We start from the raw sequence: 22,194 nt of genomic DNA, 5'->3' as shown, positions 1-22,194 counted from the left end.
GTCCGCATTCGTGTCATTTTTCCTCGTCGCCTGTTCGCTCGCCGTCCCCCTCGGGGAGCGAGAGCACGTTCTCGCGACCGAGGCGGAACGACTCGACCGTTCCCTCCTTCCGCATCCCGCTTATCACTTTGCTGGTCTTCGCGTCGGTCCAGCCGAGTTCCTCGACGACTTCCTGTTGTTTCACCCGGCCGTCGCGGTCCTCGAGGAGTCTGAGGACCTGCTCTTCGTTGCTGAGGAGTTCCATCTCCGGTGAACCGCTCGCACTCGCCGCGTCGCCCGTTATCGCCGCCGTGGCAGTGTCCGAATCGGTCGCGGGACTGGGGTCGGAATTGCGGTCAGAATTCTCGATTCCGCCGGCCGGTTGATACGTTGTCGACGCGTGATTACGGTACCACCATCCGCCGAGAACGACGATCCCGATAATCGCGATCGCGAGTCCGGCGACGATCGCGATGGTGGGCCCGCTTCCAGCGGTGGTGACGACGACTCGTGGTTCCTCGCCGATGAAATCCGTTTCGCCGCCGCGCCAGATCACGGCACCGTCGCGTTCCTCGTCCGGGTCCGGCGTAACCGACGTCAGCTCGTAGCCGTCCGGCCACTCGATCAAGAGTCGCGTCCCGTCGTCGAGGTAGATCCCCTCGATCGCGTCGCCGGCCTGCAGTTCTCCGCCGTCGACGGCGGCGAACCCGTGCCAGCGAAACGTGTACCTGACGACGCCGTACGTGCGTGCGAACGACTGTCGATCGGTGCTCACGTCGAATCCGTCGGCAGTCATTTCGCGCCCCGTCGCATCGCTCGCCGTCGCGACCGTCTCAGTCATCCGGTCGGCGAACGTCTGCGTGTAGTTCTCAGGGTCGTCCCGGATGTCGTTCTGGAGCGCCTCGAATGCCGTCGCGCTCTCGTTGTCGTCAAGTCGCACCCAGAACTCGAGGGTCCACTCGGCGGTGCCATTGGGGCGAATAGTCGCGTCGATTCGGACCTCGTCAGCGTCGATCTGATCCTGCTGGAGGGTAAACGGACTCGACTGCGGCCCTCCCAGGTCCGTGACCTCGGTGGCGGCGACGGCCGGCCCGAAGCCGGTCAACAGTGCCGCGATGATCACGACTGTGGTGCCGACGCGACCGTTCATACCGCTGGATGCGCGTACCATCGCTTAAACCACACGAAAGTCGACCTTCGGTGTCAGTATTCGACGCACCATTCGTCGTCGGGTCGCGGTGGTCGACTCGGGACTCGTGGCGTATCCGAAAAGATGCGGGTAGGGCGACATCACGTGAAGGCGAGTGGAAGGCCGCGTCAGGGGGGCGACGGTGGAGGACATCCGTAAGCGGGGGCTCGATTCATACGGACTACTGTACGTCGTTGCCGGTGCAACCGCGACCGTCCTGCGGGTGCACCGGTACATCGGTACAGCAGACCGTATCAGGCGTCCGGAACGCCGAGCGCCCAAGTGAACCGAAACCGACCATACCAGTTCGAGGGTCACGAGGACCACGACTGCTGCGGCCCAGGCCACGACGCCCACGTCGGCCGACGGCAGCCAGCCGAGTCGGTAGCGCCACCTGCGGACCGTGACCCACGCGACGAGCGCCAGCAGCCCACCGAGCAGCGGTATCGGCTCGAGGACGGCCCAGGCCAGCGCGCCGAACAGCGCGGTCAGCACCGCGTGGACGTAGTCCCGAGCGTCCAAGACGACGTGGATGCCGACGTGAAGGGCGGCACCGCCGACCAGCAGGCTCACGGCGAACGGGAGCAGCCGATCCTCGAGGCCGATCGGCGCTGGCTGAGCGAATGGGGGGCATGACGAGTTAGTTACGTGCTGATCTACTCGTCGGATTCGTTCCCGTTATCGACGGATTCGTTCCGGTTGGTGTCGGACTGTTCGGCTCCGTTCGACTGCGACTCGTCGGTGTCAGCGTCGGTCGTTCGGTCTCGTTTGGACTCGTCTTCGGTGGTGTCGTCACGTCCGTTGCCCTCGCCGGGCCGTTCGGTTTCGTCGTCTCCCGCTTCGTCGCCGTCATTCGGCATAATCTCACTTATCGCGTCGCCGAGCGATCCCTCGAGGTCGCCGCTCAGGTACGACGAGATTCGGTCGTGGATCGAGGAGACGTGATTGGGGACCTGCTCGGGGAGGTCGACGCTTAGCCCCTGACTGTCGCGTTTATTAGCAGCATCGTCGGCGGAGGTCCCGTTCTCACTCTGGTTGCTGTGCTCGTCTGCGTGCCGTTGCTCCTCGCCAGTGGCACGTTGTTCGTCTGCATCGTCCGCGCCGGTATCCACGGATACGGGTGTGTTTCCCGACGCTACGGCGGCGAATCCGGTTGTCAGTGTCAGTACTGCGAACACAGCTGCAATGAGCGTTTTTCGTTTCATAGCTCGCATCCGACTCTCGGTGCCCGGATCGACTTGAAGGGGGGTCGCCGTAAATCCGCTTTTCGAGCATTTGAGACTATTTGACGGACGCTTTCGTCTGTTTGTCGCCATTCAACGCTGATCGAACGAGGTTGCGCCGACGGCTCGCCGATGAGACGAGGACCCTGCGAACGGCGCGACCGACCAGGTCCGATGCGCGCGGACCGCTCGTGCTAGCACGCCGAGCGAGATCCCGTTCGATGGGCGGGGATTGCTATCGGACGTCTGTGGTTCGTCCATCGAACGGTTTCGTCCCCTTCACCCGGTTCGATTCGCCATCGAAGGCGTCCGAAAGGCCGTGAGCGAGAAGATCGTACACAGTACGCCGATGCGTGTCGTCGTTCGAACCGTTACGTCCGAACCGTCTCGAGACGCCCTCGAGGGCATTTTTCGAACTCCGACGCAACTCCGTTCAGGACGGTGGCGAATCCGTGGAACGGTACGGCCACTTCTGTTCACAATTCGGCGTTCCCTCGTGCGGTTTCGGCCGTGTTGGTTCCCGATACCTGGCCGGAGTGATCACCCGCAACGAGTATCCGATCCGGTGACGATCACCGACGTATGGTCGACACAACCGCGGAAATCGTGCTATTCGACGGGTTCGACGAACTCGACGCGATCGGTCCCTACGAGGTTCTCGAAAACGGTTTCCGGGCCGGCGCGTCGCTCGAGACCCGACTCGTTACGCTCGAGGGGGACACCGACGTGAACGTGACCGAGGGAACATCCGATGGACAGGGTCTCGTGAGGGCGAGTCACGGTCTCCGGGTCGAACCCGAGGGGGTGCTCGGAGAACCGGATCTCTTGCTCGTTCCCGGTGGCGGGTGGACCAACGAAGAGAGCGGCGTCCGGGCCGCCGTCGAGGACGGGGCCCTGCCGGCCGCCGTCGCTGATTTGCACTCGCGGGGCGCGACGATCGCGTCGATCTGTACCGGCGCGATGGTGCTGGCCAAAGCGGGACTGCTCGAGGGCCGACCTGCGACCACGCACCCCGTCGCCATCACGGACCTCGACGCCGCCGATGCGGACGTGAGCGAGGAACGCATCGTTGACGACGGCGACGTCCTCACAGCCGGCGGCGTCACCTCCGGGATCGATCTGGCGCTCTGGCTGCTCGAGCGCGAGTTCGGCGCGGACGTGGCAACCGAGGTCGCCGAGCAGATGGTCCACGAACGGCGTGGCGAGGTCCTCTGCTAACAGCGATTCCGGCTGCAAACCGCATTGCCGGCACACGGCTGCGGGCCAAACGGCTATACGAGACGATCGACTACCCTGTCGTACATGGCTGCTGTCTTGTTCGATATGGATGGCGTGTTGGTCAACAGCGAAGACTACTGGGTCGACGTCGAGCGTGCGGAGATATTCCCCGCGACCGTCCCCGATGCAGACGTCGATCTCGCGGAGACGAGCGGGATGAACTTCCGCGAGATTTACGACTATCTCGATGCGGAGTATGGCGCGGCTATCTCCCGCGAGGAGTTCGTCCAGCGGTTCGACGAGGCGGCCGAGGAGATCTACACCGAACGCGCCGAGTTGTTAGACGGTCTCCACGACCTCCTCGCCGAACTGGACGACCGCGGCGTCCCCACGGCGCTCGTCTCCTCGTCACCCCACGACTGGATCGATATGGTCACGGAGCGTTTCGACCTCGAGGGGTCGTTCGATCGCGTCGTAAGTGCCGACGACATCGACGGCGCGAGTAAGCCGGCCCCCGACGTCTTTGCCTACGCGGCCGACGAGATCGGCGTTCCGGCCGACGAATGCATCGTCGTCGAAGACTCCGCGAACGGTATCGAAGCGGCCGCTCGAGCCGGGACGGTCGTCGTCGCCTATCGGATCGACGCCCACGGCGACATCGACCGCTCGCCCGCGGACGAGATCGTGGACTCGCCCGCGGCGCTTCGGGACTGTGTCCTCGAGTTGGCGAGGTAATGGATAGCGGAAATCTCGGATTGTTTGTGATGATAGATCTGTTCAAGAACAAATAGCGGTCAATACTATGGACACAACCGATAGTCCCTGATCCGCATCCGAACCGGTGATCGAGGAAGCTACCGAACGTCGACAGTCCGACTCGACTCAATCGGCAGTAGCGGCGTCTCGGCGAAGGCGACGCTGACGGTAAACTCGAGTGCGTCGGTGTCGGCACCGAAGACGCCGACGGGGACGGTTTCCTCGTTGCGAAGATAGGTGTTCGTACTCGTCATCTCCACCCCGTTGACGGTCACCCGGATCCCCGCACGCGCTGGTTCGCCGACGTTTCGAACCGTGACCTCGCAGACCTCGTTTTCGCCCGTCTCGATCGCGTCGGGGAACCGTCCCCACTCGAGTTCGATCGAGGGGAGCGACTGCGCCCCCTCGTAGACGCGCTCTGCGACGCCGTCGGAGAGTCCGGCGTCGACGAGCCCGTCGACGTCCGCGTCGACGACGTCGCCGGGGGTCGACAGCCCCTCCTTCGCGAGTTTGCTGGCTCGACCTGGCCCGACGCCGTCGATGGCTGTCAACCCGACCGCGTCCTCGGCGACGCCGTTCTCGATGCGCGCCTCGACGCGACGTGCGAGGTTCGCGGCGTGGGGACCGACGAACCGATCGAGGAAGGCCCCGAGCGCGGACACGAGTCGCGTGGCGTTGCGCCGGATGACCCAGGCGTCGCTGCGAAGTTCCGCTGGCGTGCTCCCACTGGCCGCACCACGGAGGATCGCGAGCACCTTCCGTTCGCCTGCGTCGAGGTCGTGGGTGTCCGCCCCCACGAGAACCGCGTCGACCGCGTCGCGTTCGTCCTGGCGAGCCGAGACCGAATCGAACTCTTCGGCGGTCGCGATCGTCTCGAGGACGTCCTCACCCTCGAGCCCGTCCGATGCCGCCCTGTCGCAGAGCGCGGCGAAGTGCGCGGCCGTGTCGAGTCGGAGGTAGTACTTCGAGGTGAGCACGCCCAGCGGCGTGGCCTCGATCGAGAGGTCTTCGCCAGTCTCGACGAAGCCCCGTGCAACCAGTCCCTCGAGGCAGTCGCGGACGCGTCTACGCAGGTTCGGAAAGTCGTAGTCGTCGGGCCGCGATTGCCCACGGACGTAGTAGAACGTCGTCTCGAGCCAGTCCATCACGTCCTCGAGGTCGGTGATCGTCCCCATCGCGATTTCGGCGTTGAGATGGGTTTCCAGGCTCTCCGCGAGGCGGGATTCGATCTCTTTGCCGTTGCGGAGCAGTCGGCGGTACTTGTCCGCTTCGGCGGTGTCGCAGACGACCCAGCCGTACCCGACGTCGTCGTATCCCGGTCGGCCGGCGCGGCCCAGCATCTGGAGGACGTCCAACGGACTCATGTCGACTTCGCCCTCGAGCGGATCGTGCAGTTTCGTGTCGCGGATGACGACACAGCGAGCGGGCAGGTTGACGCCCCAGGCCAGCGTCGACGTCGAAAAGAGCAGTTCGACGTAGCCCTGCTTGAACCACTCCTCGATGAGGTCACGGTCGTTCTTCGAGAGGCCGGCGTGGTGGAAGGCAACGCCGTCGAGAACCGATTTCCGGAGCGTGTCGTTCTCGAGTTCCTTCGATTCGGTGTGAAAGTCGTAGTCGCCGCGGGCTCCCATCGGGATGTCGCGTTCGGCGATCTCGTCGCGGGCTTTCTTCGCGGCCTGGACGGTGTCCTGCCGTGAGGAGACGAACACCAGCGACTGGCCGTCATCGCGGAGGTGGGGTTCCGCGAGGTCGAGCGCCCGGTACAAGCGGCGGTACTTGTCCGCGAAGGAGTTCTCCCCGTGCGTATACGTCTTGACGCCCGCGTTGAGTTCGACGGGTCGGTACTCCTCACCGAACTCGAAGGTGTTCGCCGCCGGGGCATCGAGCCACGCTGCCACATCGTCGACGTTGGGCATCGTGGCCGACAGCGCGACGATACGAGGCTCACAAAGCCGCCGCAGCCGGGAAATCGTCACCTCGAGCACCGATCCTCGGCGGTCGGCGTCGAGCAGGTGGACTTCGTCGATGACGCAGACGTCGATGTCGGTGACGAAGTCGTACCGCCGCGAGTCGTGTTTGCGGGTTGCCGAGTCGAGTTTCTCGGGGGTCATCACGAGGATGTCCGCCCGTCGCGCGCGCCGCGGGTTCAGGTCCCGCTCGCCGGTGACGACGTAGACCGAGTAGTCGAGCGACTCGAAGCGGTTCCAGTCGTCTTCTTTCTCGTTCGTGAGGGCTCGCAGCGGCGCGATAAACAGTGCCGTTCCACCGTCGGAAAGCGCCTTGCAGATGGCCAGTTCCGCGAGCGCTGTCTTCCCCGAGGCCGTCGGCGCGCTCGCGACGACGTTCTCGTCTCGCTCGAGCAGTGCGGGCAATGCCTCCCGTTGCATCCGGTTGAATTCGTCGAAGGCGAAGGCGTCGGCAAATTCGGGCAGAACCTCGGCGACCTCCATCATACGGAAACGGGGAGTGCCGCGTCAAAGGCGTTTCCTTCGAGGCGCAGTCCCGTCCGAGCCGAAACGAATCACGTCATACTCTTTCTTCGGTGTTCGGTGAGCGCGATACCGACGGTCGATCGCTACTGCGAGTCGACGACGGTAGCGACCACTGCGCCGGCGGTCGCGAACACCAGGGGATAGAGGATGCCGCCGAGGACGAGCGCTGGCAGGAGCGGCACTGCGATGGAACCGGTCGCTTGAATGCCGAAGAACGACCATTCGGCGCTGGCTTCGGTGACGACCGCACCGAGGCCCATGACGACGGCGTAACCGATCATTACCGGGGCGCCGACGGCGACGGCGTTGCCGAGATTGGGAACGCTCCAGTACACCGCCAGCGCTGCACCGGCTGCGAACAAAACCAGCGGTGGGAGGACGTACAGCGCGTCGGCGCTCGAACTGCTCGACTCGGCGATGAAGTTCAGGGTGTCCGTGCCGCCGAACGAACCGACCGACCTGCTGGTCTCGACGTCGACCATGTGCGCGTTGTAGAAGTACCAGGCGACCCCCTTCCACTCGGCGATGTCCGATCCGACGACGTCGCGTACCTCGCCTCGGGCAATCGCGTACGTCAGTAGATAGCCGATCCCGGCGGCAAGTACGCCAAACCCCGCACTCGCCGCGACGTTCGAACCGCGCGATTCGGCGGCCCTATCGACTGCTGCCGGCTGAGACGCCATTTCATCGAATGCAGTCGAACGTTGATATAATGGTCGTTTCGATTTATTCCGACGCCAGTCAGATCGCCGACCGGTCCGTCGCGAGCTCCTCTAGCAGGTCGCCTATCTGGTTGCTAACCCGCTCCGGCTCCGGAACGCGTTGGAGGGTCAGCTCTGGGTCGCCGGAACCCGCGGTGTAGACCGTCAGGTCGCCGTATCCTAGCAGGCGACCGATCCCCGTCTGCCGCAGACTGATGTTCTGTACGCGATCCAGGCGAAACTGGGTGACGTCCCTCGAGACGATCCCCTGTTTCTTGTAGAGTTCCGAGGAGGTGATGACGTAGTGGGTACTCGTCCAAACGAGGTAGCGGGTGAGTGCGATGGCCGCGCCGACGACCGTGACGAACACGCCGAGGAACGTCAGTAATCCGATGCCGCCGGTCCCGCTCCAGCCGGCGATGAGAAACCCGATCAGTGCGAGCGCGACGCCGACCGGCAACCAAAGTCCCATCGTGATCGGATGTGGACGGCTCTTCCAAACGACGTCCTCGTCGTCGCTCACGTGGAACCAGTCGGGCGTTGTGCCGAAGGCCATCGACTCCGGCTATTCCGTACCCGTCCGTAAAGCTATCGGGGTAACGGGCCGGTTAACGCCAGTGTTTCGGAGTCTCAGGCGGTTTGTCGGCCCATACTGCCCTCGTCTTCGGACCGATCGTGGGGTCGCTGTGGGCCGGTCGTGGGGTCCTGCTCGGTGATCGAGGTTTCACCGCGATGAGGCCGCGATCGCAGGGGTCCGGTCGCATAATCATCACGGTTTTCACTGCGCGGTCCGATGGCCAGTGTATGAGTCGTGCGCGCAAGCCCGACTGGCTGAAGAGTCGACCACCGTCGGGACGGGAGTTCGCCGGCATCCGGGAGACGCTGCGCGAACACGACCTGCACACCGTCTGCGAGGAAGCGAACTGCCCCAATCTAGGCGAGTGCTGGTCGGGCCGCGACGGATCTGATGGGAGTGGGCAAACGGATGCCGGCGGGACGGCCACCTTCATGCTGCTGGGCGATCGCTGCTCTCGAGCCTGCAATTTCTGTGACGTGAAAACTGGTGGAATGGAGCCGCTCGATCCCGACGAGCCCGAAAACGTCGCAAGCGCCATCGCCGAAATCGGCCTCGACTACGTCGTCCTCACGAGCGTCGACCGCGACGACCTTCCCGATCAGGGTGCCGGTCACTTCGCCGAGACGATCCGCGCGATCAAGGCTCGCCATCCCGGCATCCTCGTCGAAGTACTCATTCCAGACTTTCGGGGCGAACGGCGCCTCGTTCAGAAAATAATCGACGCCGAACCCGACGTGATCGCCCACAACGTCGAAACCGTCGAACGACTACAGTTCCCCGTCCGCGACCGCCGCGCGGGCTACGCACAGAGCCTCTCGGTCCTCGAGTACGTCGAGCGTAAATCGGACATCTACACGAAAACTTCGATCATGCTCGGTCACGGCGAGTACGATCACGAGGTCTACCAGACGCTCGCGGATCTGCGCGAGCGCGGCGTCGACATCGTCACGCTCGGGCAGTACCTCAGGCCGTCGCGTGACCACCTCGAGGTTCGTCGCTACGATCATCCGGACAAGTACGAGACGTGGCGTCGCGTCGCCGAGGAGGAGTTGGGCTTCCTGTACTGCGCCAGCGGACCGATGGTGCGGTCGTCGTACAAAGCCGGCGAACTGTTCGTCGACGCCGTCTTGCGGGAAGGCAAGAGCGTCGCAGCGGCGAGAGCCGACGCGCGCCGGACGCGATCACAACAGACCGAATCCTGAACGATCGACCCACCGAGCCGCCGTTCCCGCCCGTTCTCGACCGCTGAGGTGGCGGCTCGATCGAACTCCGCTTTCGTCCAGTCTTCTCTCGCCTCTCCCATCGAAATTCGACAAATGGAAAAAAATGACTATTTCTGCTCATTCTCGTCCACTACTGTCGGGGGACGCACGGTGGTTCCACGAACGGATGGCAGGAATCTCATCGATAGTAAACTATTTGGGAAACTCCTTTACCGTGAGCGATATATTACTGCGATATGTGCAGGTGCCTCTTCCCGTGAGCACGATACAGCGCGATCCCCATGAACGAGTACAGGTACTCGACGAAGCAGGCAGAGTCAGAGAGGGTGCCGACGTCCCGGACCTCTCTGAGGACCAGCTCATCGAGATGTACGAGCAGATGCGGCTCGTCCGCCGGTTCGACGAGCGAGCCGTCAGCCTCCAACGTCAGGGACGGATGGGAACCTATCCGCCCCTGTCCGGTCAGGAGGGCGCACAGGTCGGCAGCGCACACGCGCTCGACGCCGACGATTGGGTCTTCCCCAGCTACCGCGAACACGGCGTCGGGCTGGTTCGTGGGCTCTCCCTCGAACGGACGTTGCTCTACTGGATGGGCCACGAGCAGGGTAACTACGTGCCCACGGACGTCAACATCTTCTCCGTCGCCGTTCCGATCGCGACCCAAATCCCCCACGCAACTGGTGCAGCCTGGGCCTCGAAACTCCGCGACGAGGACCGGGCGTTCGTCTGTTACTTCGGCGACGGCGCGACCTCGGAAGGTGACTTCCACGAGGGGCTCAACTTCGCCGGCGTTTTCGATACGCCCACCGTCTTCTTCTGTAACAATAACCAGTGGGCCATCTCCGTCCCGCGCGAGCGCCAGACGGCGAGCGATACCCTCGCCCAGAAGGCGACCGCCTACGGATTCGAAGGCGTACAGGTCGACGGGATGGATCCACTCGCCGTCTACAAGGTCACCCGCGACGCCGTCGAGAAGGCCAAAAATCCCGATGCAGACGAACTACGGCCGACGCTGATCGAAGCGGTCCAGTACCGCTTCGGGGCCCACACGACCGCCGACGATCCCTCCGTCTATCGACCCGACGAGGAGGTCGAACGCTGGAAGCAAAAGGATCCCATCCCGCGACTCGAAACGTACCTGCGGTCGAACGGCGTGCTCGACGACGAGCGAGTCGATGCGATCGAATCCCGGATCGAAGACGACGTCGCCGACGCCATCGACACGGCCGAGTCGGCCGAACGGCCCGATCCCGAGGAAATTTTCGCACACGTCTACGAAGGGATGCCGCGACGACTGCGGGACCAACTCGAGTATTTCGAATCGATCCGCGAGGACTACGGCGACGACGCGTTCTTGGAGGGGTAACATGGCAGCAGAATCACGAGCGGAAGATCTCACGCTGGTACAGGCGGTACAGGACGGATTGCACACCGAAATGGAACGCGACGACGACGTCGTGGTCATGGGCGAAGACGTCGGCCAGAACGGCGGCGTCTTCCGCGCGACTGAGGGCCTATACGACGAATTCGGCGAGAACCGCGTGATCGATACTCCGCTCGCTGAGTCGGGGATCGTCGGGACGGCAATCGGGATGGCCGCCTACGGAATGCGGCCGATACCCGAGATCCAATTCCTGGGCTTCATCTACCCCGCGTTCGATCAGATCGTCTCGCACGCGGCGCGTCTACGAACGCGCTCGCGCGGACGATTCACTTGTCCACTGGTCGTCCGCGCCCCCTACGGCGGCGGCATCCGCGCGCCGGAACATCACTCCGAGTCGACGGAGGCGATGTTCGTCCACCAGCCGGGACTTCAGGTCGTCATCCCCTCGACCCCCCACGACGCTAAGGGGCTGTTGGCGAGCGCCGTTCGGAGTCCCGACCCGGTGATCTTCCTCGAGCCGAAGCTCATCTACCGAGCGTTCCGCGAGGAAGTGCCGGCGGACTCGTACACCGTGCCAATTGGCGAGGCAGCCGTCCGCCGCGAGGGCTCGGACATCTCGGTCTACACCTGGGGCGCGATGACTCGGCCGACCCTCGAGGCCGCGGAGAATCTCGCTGGCGAGATAGACGTCGAGGTGGTCGACCTGCGGACGGTCTCGCCGCTGGACGAGGAGACTATCGTCGACTCCTTCAAGAAGACCGGCCGTGCTGCGGTCGTCCACGAGGCCCCGAAGACGGGTGGTCTCGGCGCCGAGATAACCGCAACCCTACAGGAGGAGGCCCTCCTGTACCAGGAAGCGCCGGTCGAGCGAATCACGGGCTTCGACACGCCGTTCCCGCTGTACGCGCTCGAGGATTACTACCTGCCCGAGCCAGCTCGTATCGAGGACGGGATTCGGAACGCGGTGGGGTTCTAAGATGGTCAGGGAGTTCGAACTGCCGGACGTCGGCGAGGGCGTCGCAGAAGGTGAACTCGTCACGTGGCTCGTCGAGGAAGGCGACAAGGTCTCGGAGGACCAGTCGGTCGCCGAGGTCGAGACGGACAAGGCGCTCGTGGAGGTTCCCGCACCGGTCGACGGCACCGTCCGCGAGTTGCACGTCGAGGAGGGCGAAGTCGTCCCGGTCGGGACGGTGATCATCTCGTTCGACGAAGCCGGTGAACCCGCGACCGAACCCTCTGCGGCGACGAGGGAGGAATCCGCTGCGGCCGATGACACGGAATCGACGGCCGCCGCTGGCGAAGCCCCGGAACGCCCTAGTGAGGTGCAGACCGAAACCGAGGCAGGTTCCACACCCGACGACCGCGTCTTCGCACCGCCGCGCGTCCGTCGCACGGCGCGCGAGCGCGGGATCGATCTCTCGAGAATAGACGGAAGCGGTCCCGGCGGTCGGATCACTGCGGCCGACGTGCAGGCGGCGAACGGCGCTGAATCCGCCGCGAAACAGGGCCAGCCCCAGTCACAGACGCCTGGGCCGACTGCCGGCGAGGAAGAACCGGGGCCGAGTGAGTCGAGCGAGACCGGTGGCGGCGGAGAACCCGCCGCGGAACCGTCTCCCGAGACCGCAACGGGGTCTTCGCGTTCTCGCTGGTCCGAGCCCCCGACGCAGGGTGACGCCGATCGTGACAGGACGCTGGCCGCGCCGGCGACTCGGCGACTCGCCGAGGAGGAAGGTATCGACATCGACGCCGTGCCCGCCGTCGAAGAACGCGACGGCGAGACGTTCGTCACACCCGAGGCTGTCCAGGAGTACGCCGAGGCGCAGAAACGAGCACAGGAAGCTGACCGCGAGGCGGTCGAAGCGGGTGAGCGAGTCGAAACGGCGGGTCAGGTCTTCGCCGAGGGCGAGCGCGAACGCCGCGAACCGTACACAGGTGTCCGTAAACGCATCGCCGAGGCGATGGTCGAGTCGAAGTACACCGCGCCACACGTCACCCACCACGACGAGGTCGACGTCACCGCACTCGTGGCCGCGCGCGACGAACTCAAACGGCGCGCCGAGGACCGTGGAATCCGGCTGACATACATGCCGTTCATCATGAAGGCCGTCGTGGCGGCGCTGAAAGAACATCCCGAGATGAACGCGGTCATCGACGAAGCGAACGAGGAAATCGTCTACCGCGACTACTACAACATCGGGGTCGCGACCGCGACTGACGTCGGACTGATGGTCCCGGTGGTCGAAGACGCCGACCGGAAGAGCCTCCTGCAACTCTCTTCGGAGATGAACGAACTCGTCCAGAAGGCCCGCGATCGTACGATCAGCCCCGGCGAACTGCGCGGTTCGACGTTCACGGTCACCAACGTCGGCGGCATCGGCGGCGAGTACGCCACCCCGATCATCAACTATCCCGAAGCCGGGATCCTCGCGATCGGCGAGATCAAGCGCAAACCGCGGGTCGTCACCGACGACGACGGCGCAGAATCGATCGAACCTCGTTCGGTGATGACGCTCTCGCTGTCGTTCGATCACCGGCTGTTAGACGGGGCCGTCGGTGCGCGATTCACGAATACGGTCATGGAGTACCTCGAGAACCCGAACCTCCTCTTGCTCGAGTGACCGGAGACGGGAGTTTTGAATACGAATGGGAGACGAAAGTACTGCAGGGCGATTGAGATCAACGATACCGAACATGAGGACAACAATCACACGCACGATGGAGACTGATAGCTGATGGTCGTCGGAGATGTCACCACCGGGACGGAGGTCCTAGTCGTCGGTGCGGGACCAGCCGGCTACGTCGCCGCGATCCGCGCTGGCCAGCTCGATCTGGACGTAACGCTCGTCGAGAGAGACGCCTACGGCGGGACCTGTCTGAACTACGGCTGTATCCCCTCGAAGGCGCTGATAACCGCCACAGACGTCGCCCACGAGGCCGCGACCGCCGAAGAGATGGGGATCCACGCCGACCCCGCGATCGATCTCGCCGGGATGATCGACTGGAAAGACGGTGTTGTCGACCAACTCACCGGCGGCGTCGAGAAACTCTGCAAGGCGAACGGCGTGACCCTGCTCGAAGGCACCGCTCGCTTCGCGGACGAGAACACCGTCCGCGTCTCTCATAGCGGCGAGGGGCAGGGGTCGGAGAGCGTCGAATTCGAGCATGCGATCGTCGCGACCGGCTCTCGCCCTGTCGAGATTCCGAACTTCCAGTTCGACGACGAGCCTATTCTGGACTCGAGACAGGCGCTGGGGCTCACGTCCGTCCCCGACTCGCTGGTCATCGTCGGCGCCGGCTACATCGGGATGGAACTCGCGAACGTCTTCGCCAAACTCAAGACCGACGTGACCGTCATCGAGATGCTCGACTCGATCCTTCCTGGTTACGACGACGACCTCAAACGCCCCGTGAAGCAACGGGCGACCGACCTCGGGATCGACTTCGAGTTCGGCTACACCGTGTCCAACTGGCACGACCGCGACGAGGGCGGGATCCGCGTCGTCGCCGAGCCGGCAGAACAGGCCGCCGCTGATGGCGGAGAGGAGGCCGAGCAACTCGTCGACGACCGCCTCGAGTTTGACGCCGATTCCGTGCTGGTCGCCGTCGGCCGCGAGCCGGTTTCAGACACGCTCGAACTGTCCGCCGCGGGAGTCGAGACCGACGATCGGGGCTTTATCGTCACGGATTCGCGCGCACGAACGAATATCGACCACATCTTCGCCGTCGGTGACGTCGCCGGCGAACCCATGCTAGCTCACAAGGGGAGTACAGAGGGAAAGATCGCTGCCGAAGTGATCGCCGGCGAACCCGCGATGCTCGACCAGCAGGCGATTCCGGCCGTCGTCTTTACCGACCCTGAAATCGCCACCGTCGGCATGACCGAGTCCGAAGCGATCGAAGCCGGCTTCGAAACCACTGTCGGCCAGTTCCCGTTCCGGGCCAGTGGCCGAGCGCTAACGACCGGCCACAGCGACGGCTTCGTCAAGATCGTCGCCGACGACGCCGCCGGCTACCTCCTCGGTGCGTCGATCGTCGGCCCGGAGGCCTCAGAGCTGATCGCTGAACTTGGATTCGCGATCGAGTTGGGCGCCACGCTCGAGGACGTCGCCGCGACGGTCCATGCACATCCGACCCTCTCTGAGTCGGTGATGGAAGCCGCCGAGAACGCACTCGGTCACGCGATTCATACCCTGAACCGGTAACGCCGTGCTCGCTGGCGTTCGGTATCCGTTGACGCGGCTGTTTCGCGTTCGTCGACGCGGCCGTTCCCGATTCGGCAATCGATTCCCGAACTGAGACGCGCCGATCCGCCCGCCAGCTCGCACACGTTCGCTTTTCACGTCGACCACCGGATAGCCGCGTTCCACCCTTCACACCGCAGCGACCCCCAATCGGCAGCGCTGACGCCCATCTGCAGCGACGACGTCCGTTCCAATCTCTTATGATCTCCGCCACTCACTGCACGTACAGCGAATAAGCGATCACCAGAAAACCGACGAGTACCAGACAGCTCTCGAGCAGAATTCCCGTCACAAGTTCGACGCCGAGCACCTCGTACAGCATCCCCGCGAGCACCAGGCCGAGCGTGACGAGCCCGAATCCGGCTGCGAGATACCCCAGCGCTCGCTGCCGGGTCCGGCGGTACGCTTTGAACGCGAAGTACGTGATGACACCGCCGACGATGAGAACGAGGGTTTTGACGATGGCCAGTGCGAGCATCGTCTCGGGTGCCCCTGCGGGAAACGGATTCATGTCTCTTTTCGCACCTCCGACCACAGTTCCGCGAGTCGCTCGTCCGCCGTCCGGGCCGGCCGCTCGATCTGAACCGATAGTGACCGATCCTCGTCCAGTCCGAGCGTAATCTCGTCGAACGCGACCGAGTACTTGCTCGCGTGGTGACCGTCCTGTCGAATCTCCGTCGACTCCTCGAGCAACGTCGCGTCGGTCAACAACTCGAGTTTCCGGTACAACGTCGATTGGGGGATGTCACACTGTTTCGTTAGCTCTGATGCCGTCATGGGTTCCTCGAGCTTCCGAATAATTTCACGGCAGTCGGGATCGTCCAGCGCAGAGCAGATCTCCTCTGCGGACGGGGTCGACTCCGAAGCGAACGGGTCCCGGACCATTCGTATTTCCCTTACAACGCACGTGGTTTATCGGCATCGATGCGTTTCCCGTCGCTCACCGAACCCACTCGACACCTTCTTGCGCGTGTACCCTCGAAATAGGGCACGCGGGTATCATCCGGCCCGACCGTACCTTCGAGGGTGGGATGACCGGCCGACCTCCGCCCGCGTGACATTTTCTCGAGAGCAAATAGGGTTCGCTCGAGTGACGCGACTCGGCTACTCGTCTCATCACAGCAACCCGATCTCGTGGAAAACCGTGTCATGGTACTGGATTTCGATACGGCCGCAGTCCGACGGTCTTTTATAGTAACCCGGTCCTCGAAAGTAATGCGAACAACGTGGCGCACGACGCCACGTTCCCTCCGGCCGTGTTCCGGCGCGGAGGCAGGCGTTCTATCCACCTCGGACATGTCGCCGGATCGAACTGGCGACCCAATCCGTATCTGGGCGTTCCAGAATCGAATGTCATCGTGGCCGATATTCACGATCACAACGATCCGACGCCTTTATACGTCCCTGGGCACTCAGTCAAGATCGCACACGACCACTCCGGATGCGGTTTTCGGCGTGGACGCGATCCGACGCCCTTATATGTACGAGGGCAGTTGGATAGAACGCAACGAACGCGTGATCGACGGTCCGTTCAACTCGGGCCGTCATCTCGGGCGACGTGAGTTCGAAGGGGTTATGTACCCCTGACGGCTTACGAATACGTCCGAAGGAAATGAGGATCCTACCCCTGCGGTCCGCCGTACAGATGGGATCTGATGTTAGCCCTGGTAGTTCGGTGACGCCCAATCGGTCGTCGTGATCGGCTGTCGTCATCGAACGTGGACCATTATATCATGTGTGAGTGTGTACCAACATTCACCGCCAGACCCCGAGCACAGCTCGGGGAGATAGCATTCATTCCGGTTGATCCTGCCGGAGGTCATTGCTATTGGAGTCCGATTTAGCCATGCTAGTTGCACGAGTTCAGACTCGTAGCAGATAGCTCAGTAACACGTGGCCAAACTACCCTATGGACCCGGATAACCTCGGGAAACTGAGGCTAATCCGGGATACGGTTCGCAGCCTGGAAGTGGCGCGAACCCGAAACGTCCCGGCGCCATAGGATGTGGCTGCGGCCGATTAGGTAGACGGTGGGGTAACGGCCCACCGTGCCGATAATCGGTACGGGTTGTGAGAGCAAGAGCCCGGAGACGGAATCTGAGACAAGATTCCGGGCCCTACGGGGCGCAGCAGGCGCGAAACCTTTACACTGCACGAGAGTGCGATAAGGGGACTCCAAGTGCGAGGGCATATAGTCCTCGCTTTTCACCACCGTAAGGAGGTGGTAGAATAAGTGCTGGGCAAGACCGGTGCCAGCCGCCGCGGTAATACCGGCAGCACGAGTGATGACCGCTATTATTGGGCCTAAAGCGTCCGTAGCTGGCCACGCAAGTCCATCGGGAAATCCGCGCGCTTAACGTGCGGGCGTCCGGTAGAAACTGCGTGGCTTGGGACCGGAAGATCCAGAGGGTACGTCTGGGGTAGGAGTGAAATCCCGTAATCCTGGACGGACCACCGGTGGCGAAAGCGCTCTGGAAGGACGGATCCGACGGTGAGGGACGAAAGCTTGGGTCACGAACCGGATTAGATACCCGGGTAGTCCAAGCTGTAAACGATGTCTGCTAGGTGTGACACAGGCTACGAGCCTGTGTTGTGCCGTAGGGAAGCCGTGAAGCAGACCGCCTGGGAAGTACGTCCGCAAGGATGAAACTTAAAGGAATTGGCGGGGGAGCACTACAACCGGAGGAGCCTGCGGTTTAATTGGACTCAACGCCGGACATCTCACCAGCATCGACAATGTGCAGTGAAGGTCAGTGTGATGAGCTTACTGGAGCCATTGAGAGGAGGTGCATGGCCGCCGTCAGCTCGTACCGTGAGGCGTCCTGTTAAGTCAGGCAACGAGCGAGACCCGCACTCCTAATTGCCAGCAACACCCTTGTGGTGGTTGGGTACATTAGGAGGACTGCCAGTGCCAAACTGGAGGAAGGAACGGGCAACGGTAGGTCAGTATGCCCCGAATGTGCTGGGCGACACGCGGGCTACAATGGCCGAGACAGTGGGATGCCACCCCGAAAGGGGGCGCTAATCTCCGAAACTCGGTCGTAGTTCGGATTGAGGGCTGAAACTCGCCCTCATGAAGCTGGATTCGGTAGTAATCGCCGTTCAGAAGACGGCGGTGAATACGTCCCTGCTCCTTGCACACACCGCCCGTCAAAGCACCCGAGTGGGGTCCGGATGAGGCCGCTGTAACAGCGGTCGAATCTGGGCTCCGCAAGGGGGCTTAAGTCGTAACAAGGTAGCCGTAGGGGAATCTGCGGCTGGATCACCTCCACAGACCGAGACCAGGCCGACGCGCCTGGCTCACTGCGGATAGCGGTTTTCGAACCGCATTCACGTTCGATCGCGACAGTCACCCGACTGGCCGATCGGGCACCTCAGAACTACCAGGGCTAACACCCAACTCCCCGCCCGCCTCCTCGGAGGCGGGCGTGGGCCCATAGCTCAGTGGTAGAGTGCCTCCTTTGCAAGGAGGATGCCCAGGGTTCGAATCCCTGTGGGTCCATGACTCGGTGCGATTCGGAGCGAATCACTCCCCTTAAGTGGGAGAGGGCGCTACGAATCAATCCGAAGCTAACCGATGCACCACCCCGTGCAAACGTGGGTGGGAAGGGTTAATGCACGCCAGCTGTCTACTGGCGTGCAGATGAGACCGTGTGTACGTGTAGTCCAGGCGTCCACTGGACCCGTTCCCGGGTCACGATGTTGCGACTCTGTCGCAACGCCGATCCGATGAACGTGGCTACTGTGCCAGCTGGTGGATCGCTCGGCTTGAGAGCTGAAGAAGGACGTGCCAAGCTGCGATAAGCCTATGGGAGCCGCACGGAGGCGAAGAACATAGGATCTCCGAATGGGAATCCCCACCGCAATTGCTTCGCGCAATGGGGAACGTCGGGAATTGAAACATCTTAGTACCGACAGGAAAAGAAAGCAAACGCGATGTCGTAAGTAATGGCGAATGAACGCGATACAGTCCAAACCGAAGCCTTCGGGCAATGTGGTGTTCGGACTGACGATCACTTCCTGAAACGCGACACGAAGTCTCCTGGAACGGAGCACGAGACAGGGTGACAGTCCCGTACTGTTGACGAGTAGAGAACGAGTCAGCTCCAGAGTATCGGGGGTTGGATATCCCTCGTGAATCTCGCGGGCATCGACCGCGAAGACTAAACACTCCTCAAGACCGATAGCGAACAAGTAGCGTGAGCGAACGCTGAAAAGCACCCCAAGAAGGGAGGTGCAATAGGGCGTGAAATCAGTTGGCGATGGAGCGACGGGGCACGAAAGGTCCCGTGAGAAATGACCGTAGCGCGAGCTACTAGTAAGAATCACGGGAAGCCGGTGTTCTGTCGTACGTTTTGAAAAACGAACCAGGGAGTGTGCCTGTTTGACGAGTCTAACTCGATCATCGAGGAAGGCGAAGGGAAACCGACAGGGCCGCAGCACTATGTGTGAGGGCCGCCGTGTTCAAGCGCGGGGAGTCAAACGGGCACGACCCGAAACCGGACGATCTAGGCGTGGACAAGGTGAAGCGTACCGAAAGGTACGTGGAGGCCTGTTAGAGTTGGTGTCCTACAATACCCTCTCGTGATCTACGTCTAGGGGTGAAAGGCCCATCGAGTCCGGAAACAGCTGGTTCCAACCGAAACATGTCGAAGCATGACCTCTGCCGAGATAGTTCGTGGGGTAGAGCAACGGATTGGGGGACCGCACTCCGAGAGGAGTGCGCCCCCCTGTCCAACTCCGAACCTACGAACGTCGTTTGACGCAGGGAGTCCGGTGCGCGGGGTAAGCCTGTGTACCGTGAGGGAGACAACCCAGAGCTGGGTTAAGGTCCCCAAGTGTGGATTAAGTGCGATCGAAGGTGGTCTCAAGCCCTAGACAGCCGGGAGGTGAGCTTAGAAGCAGCTACCCTCTAAGAAAAGCGTAACAGCTTACCGGCCGAGGTTTGAGGCGCCCAAAATGATCGGGGCTCAAATCCACCACCGAGACCTAGCAGTGCGGATCATACCGCAATCTTGTAGGTTGGCGTTCTGTTCGGATGGAAGCACGGACGAGAGTTCGTGTGGACCGTTCAGTAACGAAAATCCTGGTCATAGTAGCAGCGTTAGTCGGGTTAGAACCCCGACGGCCGAACGAGTAAGGGTTCCTCAGCAATGCTAATCAGCTGAGGGTTAGCCGGTCCTAAGTCAGCCCGCAAGTCGAAGCTGACAACAGGGAAATAGGTTAATATTCCTATGCCAGTGTGCACTCAAAGCCGACGCTTTGGGGCCGCCTGAGCTGGGCCTTCGCCCAGTCGAACAGTCAAAAATCGTGGAAGCCGTAATGGCACGAAGCGGTTGAACGGCTGGATAGCGCAAGTCAGGTCAACCTAGAGCCCGTGAAAAGGCGAGCACACTGTCCGTACCGAGATCCGACACAGGTACTCGTGGCGGCGAAAGCCAAGGTCTGTCGGGAGCAACCGACGTTAGGGAATTCGGCAAGTTAGTCCCGTACGTTGGCAATAAGGGATGCCTGCCTCGGAAAGAGGCAGGTCGCAGTGACTCGGGCGCTCCGACTGTCTAGTAACAACATAGGTGACCGCAAATCCGCAAGGACTCGTACGGTCACTGAATCCTGCCCAGTGCAGGTATCTGAACACCCCGTACAAGGGGACGAAGGACCTGTTAACGGCGGGGGTAACTATGACCCTCTTAAGGTAGCGTAGTACCTTGCCGCTTCAGTAGCGGCTTGCATGAATGGATCAACGAGAGCGCCACTGTCCCAACGTTGGGCCCGGTGAACTGTACGTTCCAGTGCGGAGTCTGGAGACCCCCAAGGGGAAGCGAAGACCCTATAGAGCTTTACTGCAGGCTGTCACTGAGACGTGGTCGCCATTGTGCAGCATAGGTAGGAGCCGCTACACAGGTACCCGCGCTAGCGGGTCACCGAGGCATCACTGAAATACTACCCGATGGTGACTGCGACTCTCACTCCTGGCGGAGGACACTGGTAGCCGGGCAGTTTGACTGGGGCGGTACGCGCCTGAAAAGATATCGGGCGCGCCCCAAGATTTCCTCACCCGTGTCGGAGACGCGGGAAAGAGCGCAAGAGCATACGGAAGTCTGACAGTGTCCAGCACAACGATGGACGCTGACGCGAAAGCGTGGTCTAGCGAACCAATCAGCCTGCTTGATGCGGGCGATTGCTGACAGAAAAGCTACCTTAGGGATAACAGAGTCGTCACCCGCAAGAGCACATATCGACCGGGTGGCTTGCTACCTCGATGTCGGTTCCCTCCATCCTGCCCGTGCAGAAGCGGGCAAGGGTGAGGTTGTTCGCCTATTAAAGGAGGTCGTGAGCTGGGTTTAGACCGTCGTGAGACAGGTCGGCTGCTATCTATTGGGGGTGTAACGGTATCTGACGGGAACGTTCGTATAGTACGAGAGGAACTACGAATGGGTGCCACTCGTGTACCGGCTGTCCGAGAGGGCACGTGCCGGGCAGCGACGCACCACGGGGTAAGAGCTGAACGCATCTAAGCTCGAAACCCACCTGAAAAAGAGATACCACCGAGATCACTCGTAGAAGACGAGGTCGATAGACTCGGGGTGTACGCACCAAGGCAACGAGGTGTTGAGCCCGCGAGCACTAACTGATCGAGCCACACACTCATACACTACATCGCATTGGATCCGTGACACGCGAGCGGGTCCGGACGCATACTGGACTACACATACACATCGGTCACAGATAGACGCCCACAACGCAGACACCGTCTACCGATTATGGTTTGACGGCGGTTCGATTCCGTCGATCGGCATTACGGCGGCCACAGCGGCGAGGTGCCTCCCGTACCCATCCCGAACACGGAAGATAAGCTCGCCTGCGTTACGGCCAGTACTGGAGTGCGCGAGCCTCTGGGAAGCCCGTTTCGCCGCCGACCACTCATACTCCTTCCATCTTTCACCCGGCGAGCGACCGCACTGGCGGTTCGCCCGCTGGGGTTTTCATATTGCAGCCAGCGCAACGGTCACAGAACGACGCACTTTTCGGTTGCCTCGTACCGCTATGCTTAAACGAACGCAGGAACAACGATATGTTGCGCCAAGGTGGCAGAGTCCGGCCGAACGCAGCGGCCTGCAGAGCCGCCCATCGCCGGTTCAAATCCGGCCCTTGGCTCTAGCACCTTATACCCTAAAGCCCAAGACGACTACGTCTTGGCAATTCCTCTT

15 protein-coding genes, 2 tRNA genes, 3 rRNA genes and 1 pseudogene are annotated in these 22,194 nt (G+C 62.2%); 12 read left to right on the top strand and 9 right to left on the bottom strand.

All coding sequences use genetic code 11. The features are described 5' to 3' along the window. Positions 1 to 13: 13 nt before the first annotated feature. The 4 genes and pseudogenes from NJU76_RS06500 to NJU76_RS06485 form a co-directional block, all read right to left on the bottom strand. Positions 14 to 1,129, bottom strand: coding sequence for a DUF7343 domain-containing protein (locus NJU76_RS06500; protein WP_254531969.1), 1,116 nt, complete (start codon positions 1,127 to 1,129; stop codon positions 14 to 16). Positions 1,130 to 1,453: 324 nt separating this feature from the next. Then, positions 1,454 to 1,756 (bottom strand): annotated as a pseudogene (locus NJU76_RS06495) (hypothetical protein); the annotation flags it as partial. 68 nt (positions 1,757 to 1,824) lie between these two features. After that, positions 1,825 to 2,373, bottom strand: coding sequence for a hypothetical protein (locus NJU76_RS06490; RefSeq protein WP_254531968.1), 549 nt, complete (start codon positions 2,371 to 2,373; stop codon positions 1,825 to 1,827). Positions 2,374 to 2,484: 111 nt separating this feature from the next. Next, entirely contained in the window at positions 2,485 to 2,652 is a 168-nt protein-coding gene (locus NJU76_RS06485; protein ID WP_254531967.1) for a hypothetical protein, read from the bottom strand. A 321-nt stretch (positions 2,653 to 2,973) separates the two neighbouring features. On the opposite strand from NJU76_RS06485, the gene NJU76_RS06480 reads away from it, so the two are divergent. Together NJU76_RS06480 and NJU76_RS06475 are read left to right on the top strand one after the other, a co-directional pair. Continuing rightward, positions 2,974 to 3,609, top strand: a complete 636-nt coding sequence (locus NJU76_RS06480; protein WP_254531966.1) for a DJ-1/PfpI family protein — start codon at positions 2,974 to 2,976, stop codon at positions 3,607 to 3,609. Positions 3,610 to 3,693: 84 nt separating this feature from the next. After that, complete coding sequence (locus tag NJU76_RS06475; RefSeq protein WP_254531965.1) at positions 3,694 to 4,344, top strand: HAD family hydrolase; 651 nt, start codon at positions 3,694 to 3,696, stop codon at positions 4,342 to 4,344. 119 nt (positions 4,345 to 4,463) lie between these two features. On the opposite strand, the gene NJU76_RS06470 is transcribed toward NJU76_RS06475, so the two are convergent. From NJU76_RS06470 to NJU76_RS06460, 3 genes are all read right to left on the bottom strand, one after another. After that, positions 4,464 to 6,815: a DEAD/DEAH box helicase gene (locus NJU76_RS06470; RefSeq protein WP_254532416.1), complete on the bottom strand. Its 2,352-nt coding sequence runs from the start codon at positions 6,813 to 6,815 to the stop codon at positions 4,464 to 4,466. Between the two features lie 125 nt (positions 6,816 to 6,940). Further along, entirely contained in the window at positions 6,941 to 7,540 is a 600-nt protein-coding gene (locus NJU76_RS06465; RefSeq protein ID WP_254531964.1) for a DUF7978 family protein, read from the bottom strand. Between the two features lie 58 nt (positions 7,541 to 7,598). Beyond that, positions 7,599 to 8,114: a PH domain-containing protein gene (locus tag NJU76_RS06460; protein ID WP_254531963.1), complete on the bottom strand. Its 516-nt coding sequence runs from the start codon at positions 8,112 to 8,114 to the stop codon at positions 7,599 to 7,601. 248 nt (positions 8,115 to 8,362) lie between these two features. On the opposite strand from NJU76_RS06460, the gene lipA reads away from it, so the two are divergent. From lipA to lpdA, 5 genes are all read left to right on the top strand, one after another. Continuing rightward, positions 8,363 to 9,337: a lipoyl synthase gene (lipA, locus tag NJU76_RS06455; protein WP_254531962.1), complete on the top strand. Its 975-nt coding sequence runs from the start codon at positions 8,363 to 8,365 to the stop codon at positions 9,335 to 9,337. A gap of 277 nt (positions 9,338 to 9,614) precedes the next feature. Continuing rightward, a complete protein-coding gene (gene pdhA, locus NJU76_RS06450) occupies positions 9,615 to 10,724 on the top strand; it encodes a pyruvate dehydrogenase (acetyl-transferring) E1 component subunit alpha (protein WP_254531961.1) in 1,110 nt (369 codons plus the stop codon). 1 nt (position 10,725) lies between these two features. Further along, positions 10,726 to 11,718 (top strand): alpha-ketoacid dehydrogenase subunit beta, encoded by a 993-nt coding sequence (locus NJU76_RS06445; RefSeq protein WP_254531960.1) that lies wholly within the window; start codon positions 10,726 to 10,728, stop codon positions 11,716 to 11,718. Between the two features lies 1 nt (position 11,719). After that, on the top strand, positions 11,720 to 13,360 hold the full coding sequence (locus tag NJU76_RS06440) for a 2-oxo acid dehydrogenase subunit E2 (RefSeq protein WP_254531959.1): 1,641 nt from the start codon (positions 11,720 to 11,722) through the stop codon (positions 13,358 to 13,360). A 114-nt stretch (positions 13,361 to 13,474) separates the two neighbouring features. Further along, positions 13,475 to 14,944, top strand: coding sequence for a dihydrolipoyl dehydrogenase (gene lpdA / locus NJU76_RS06435; RefSeq protein WP_254531958.1), 1,470 nt, complete (start codon positions 13,475 to 13,477; stop codon positions 14,942 to 14,944). 253 nt (positions 14,945 to 15,197) lie between these two features. Here the strand turns inward: lpdA and NJU76_RS06430 are convergent, their stop codons facing one another. Continuing rightward, positions 15,198 to 15,494, bottom strand: a complete 297-nt coding sequence (locus NJU76_RS06430) for a DUF7521 family protein (RefSeq protein ID WP_254531957.1) — start codon at positions 15,492 to 15,494, stop codon at positions 15,198 to 15,200. Continuing rightward, positions 15,491 to 15,868 (bottom strand): transcriptional regulator, encoded by a 378-nt coding sequence (locus NJU76_RS06425; RefSeq protein ID WP_254531956.1) that lies wholly within the window; start codon positions 15,866 to 15,868, stop codon positions 15,491 to 15,493. Before NJU76_RS06425 ends, NJU76_RS06430 begins: the two co-directional genes overlap by 4 nt. A 911-nt stretch (positions 15,869 to 16,779) precedes the next feature. On the opposite strand from NJU76_RS06425, the gene NJU76_RS06420 reads away from it, so the two are divergent. The 5 genes from NJU76_RS06420 (at position 16,780) to NJU76_RS06400 (ending at position 22,141) form a co-directional block, all read left to right on the top strand. Beyond that, positions 16,780 to 18,254 (top strand): 16S ribosomal RNA (locus tag NJU76_RS06420). A gap of 159 nt (positions 18,255 to 18,413) precedes the next feature. Further along, positions 18,414 to 18,485: transfer RNA gene (locus NJU76_RS06415), tRNA-Ala, on the top strand. Positions 18,486 to 18,713: 228 nt separating this feature from the next. Further along, positions 18,714 to 21,632: ribosomal RNA gene (locus NJU76_RS06410) — 23S ribosomal RNA — on the top strand. A 151-nt stretch (positions 21,633 to 21,783) separates the two neighbouring features. Then, a 5S ribosomal RNA gene (gene rrf / locus NJU76_RS06405) occupies positions 21,784 to 21,905 on the top strand. Together the 16S, 23S and 5S rRNA genes with 2 tRNA genes alongside form the textbook arrangement of a ribosomal RNA operon. Positions 21,906 to 22,065: 160 nt before the next feature. After that, positions 22,066 to 22,141 (top strand) — tRNA-Cys (locus NJU76_RS06400). Positions 22,142 to 22,194 lie beyond the last annotated feature (53 nt).

It is taken from the genome of Natrinema gelatinilyticum (assembly GCF_024266705.1).
Classification (GTDB): domain Archaea; phylum Halobacteriota; class Halobacteria; order Halobacteriales; family Natrialbaceae; genus Natrinema; species Natrinema gelatinilyticum.
The sequence above is the reverse complement of the archived record's forward strand: the minus strand, read 5'-3'. Positions and strand labels throughout refer to the sequence as shown.

Coding starts and splice junctions, on each gene's coding strand:
- NJU76_RS06465 (WP_254531964.1), bottom strand. CDS start 7,540: ATGGCGTCTCAGCCGGCAGCAGTCGATAGGGCCGCCGAATCGCGCGGT.
- NJU76_RS06460 (WP_254531963.1), bottom strand. CDS start 8,114: ATGGCCTTCGGCACAACGCCCGACTGGTTCCACGTGAGCGACGACGAG.
- NJU76_RS06500 (WP_254531969.1), bottom strand. CDS start 1,129: ATGAACGGTCGCGTCGGCACCACAGTCGTGATCATCGCGGCACTGTTG.
- NJU76_RS06440 (WP_254531959.1), top strand. CDS start 11,720: ATGGTCAGGGAGTTCGAACTGCCGGACGTCGGCGAGGGCGTCGCAGAA.
- NJU76_RS06445 (WP_254531960.1), top strand. CDS start 10,726: ATGGCAGCAGAATCACGAGCGGAAGATCTCACGCTGGTACAGGCGGTA.
- NJU76_RS06470 (WP_254532416.1), bottom strand. CDS start 6,815: ATGGAGGTCGCCGAGGTTCTGCCCGAATTTGCCGACGCCTTCGCCTTC.
- NJU76_RS06490 (WP_254531968.1), bottom strand. CDS start 2,373: ATGAAACGAAAAACGCTCATTGCAGCTGTGTTCGCAGTACTGACACTG.
- NJU76_RS06430 (WP_254531957.1), bottom strand. CDS start 15,494: ATGAATCCGTTTCCCGCAGGGGCACCCGAGACGATGCTCGCACTGGCC.
- NJU76_RS06475 (WP_254531965.1), top strand. CDS start 3,694: ATGGCTGCTGTCTTGTTCGATATGGATGGCGTGTTGGTCAACAGCGAA.
- NJU76_RS06480 (WP_254531966.1), top strand. CDS start 2,974: ATGGTCGACACAACCGCGGAAATCGTGCTATTCGACGGGTTCGACGAA.
- NJU76_RS06425 (WP_254531956.1), bottom strand. CDS start 15,868: ATGGTCCGGGACCCGTTCGCTTCGGAGTCGACCCCGTCCGCAGAGGAG.
- NJU76_RS06485 (WP_254531967.1), bottom strand. CDS start 2,652: ATGGACGAACCACAGACGTCCGATAGCAATCCCCGCCCATCGAACGGG.
- lpdA (WP_254531958.1), top strand. CDS start 13,475: ATGGTCGTCGGAGATGTCACCACCGGGACGGAGGTCCTAGTCGTCGGT.
- lipA (WP_254531962.1), top strand. CDS start 8,363: ATGAGTCGTGCGCGCAAGCCCGACTGGCTGAAGAGTCGACCACCGTCG.